The sequence below is a fragment of the Micromonospora globispora genome, assembly GCF_003857015.1.
In the GTDB taxonomy this organism is placed as follows: Bacteria; Actinomycetota; Actinomycetes; order Mycobacteriales; family Micromonosporaceae; genus Micromonospora; species Micromonospora globispora.
This window is the reverse complement of the sequence record NZ_QGGF01000532.1, coordinates 1-1613: the sequence shown is the minus strand read 5'-3', so window position 1 is coordinate 1613 and position 1613 is coordinate 1. Positions and strand designations below refer to the sequence as shown.

The 1613-nt window shown below is 72.4% G+C and carries 2 protein-coding genes; both read left to right on the top strand.

Going from position 1 to position 1613, the window contains the following annotated elements; translation table 11 throughout:
- Positions 1 to 196: 196 nt before the first annotated feature.
- A complete protein-coding gene (locus DKL51_RS28080) occupies positions 197 to 646 on the top strand; it encodes a helix-turn-helix domain-containing protein (protein WP_109947492.1) in 450 nt (149 codons plus the stop codon).
- Between the two features lie 194 nt (positions 647 to 840).
- On the top strand, positions 841 to 1613 hold a 773-nt coding region (locus DKL51_RS28075; protein WP_148097866.1), incomplete at its 3' end, for a PspA/IM30 family protein.

Genomic DNA, 1613 nt, shown 5'->3' with positions numbered 1-1613 from the left:
ATGCGGTCGTCGTCAGAGTCAGATGTTTATAAGAGACAGGGTCGCCGGGATTGGAGCGGCGGGGTGGGATGTCGCCGGGCCGGCCAACGGGTACGGTTGCGGGAAGGCTCCGACGGTCGACGTCGGCGCCGGGGCGGCCCGCCGCGTCCGGCGCGGCACGCCCGGTGGAGATGGTGTCCCGTCAGGGGGAGGTGCGATGGTCCTGCTACGCCGTGTGATCGGTGACGCACTGCGAGCGCGCCGGCAGGGGCAGCACCGCACCCTGCGCGAGGTCTCCTCCGCCGCCAACGTGAGCCTGGGCTACCTCTCCGAGATCGAGCGCGGCCAGAAGGAGCCCTCCAGCGAGCTGCTGGCCGCCATCTGCGACGCGCTCGGCGCCCGCCTCTCCGAGCTGCTCCGCGAGGTCAGCGACCACGTCGCCCTGGCCGAGCAGATGCCCGGGGTGCTGGTCCCGGTCGCCGACGAGCCGGCGCCGGCCGCTGCGGCTGCTCCGGCCGCCGTACGCAAGGCCACCAACCGCGGCGTCCGCCAGGTGACCTCCGACGGCGCGGTGGCCGTCCAGGTCCGGCAGGATTCGCCGCTCAAGGCGACGTTGCGCACCACCCGGGTCCGCTCCGCGGACCGGGACGTGGTCTGCGCCGCCTGATCCGCGCGCCGCTCCGTGGCCGGGGTGGCTCCCGCCGCGTAGGGTTGATCAGGGCTGTCTGAGCGCTCCGCTGGTCGGTACGGATGCCGGTGTGGCGTCCGGCTGGGACGATGGAGACATGCCCCGCGGCCCGCCGGTCGGCCCCGCCTGGCATGGTCGAGGCGGAGCGACGCTAACTGAGGGGACACGCGGAGATGGCGAACCCGTTCGTCAAGGGCTGGAAGTACCTGATGGCGCTCTTCGGCGCGAAGATCGACGAGCACGCCGACCCGAAGGTGCAGATCCAGCAGGCCATCGAGGAGGCCCAGCGCCAGCACCAGGCGCTGGTCCAGCAGGCGGCCGCGGTGATCGGCAACCAGCGCCAGCTGGAGATGAAGCTGTCCCGGCAGATGACCGAGGTCGAGCAGCTCCAGGCCAACGCCCGGCAGGCCCTGGTCCTCGCCGACCAGGCGCGGGCCAAGGGTGACGACGCCGAGGCCGGGCGATACGAGCAGTCCGCCCAGCTCCTCGCCACTCAGCTGGTCTCCGCCGAGCAGGCCACCGAGGACCTGAAGACGCTGCACGACCAGGCGCTCGGCGCGGCCGCCCAGGCCCGCAAGGCGGTGGAGAACAATTCCATGATCCTCCAGCAGAAGCTGGCCGAGCGCACCAAGCTGCTCAGCCAGTTGGAGCAGGCCAAGATGCAGGAGAGTGTGGCCCGCTCGCTGGAGTCGATGTCCTCGCTGACCGCCCCCGGCACCACCCCCGCTCTGGACGAGGTGCGGGACCGGATCGAGCGCCGGTACGCCAACGCCATGGGCCGCGCCGAGCTGGCCGGCAACTCCGTCGAGGGCCGGATGCTGGAGATCCAGAAGGCCACGCTCGACTCGGCCGGCTCGGCCAGACTGGAGCAGATCCGGTCGAGCATGGCCGGCGAGCAGCTCACCGGCCGCCGGGCCGGCGGCCGCCGCCCGGCTCGACGAGATCC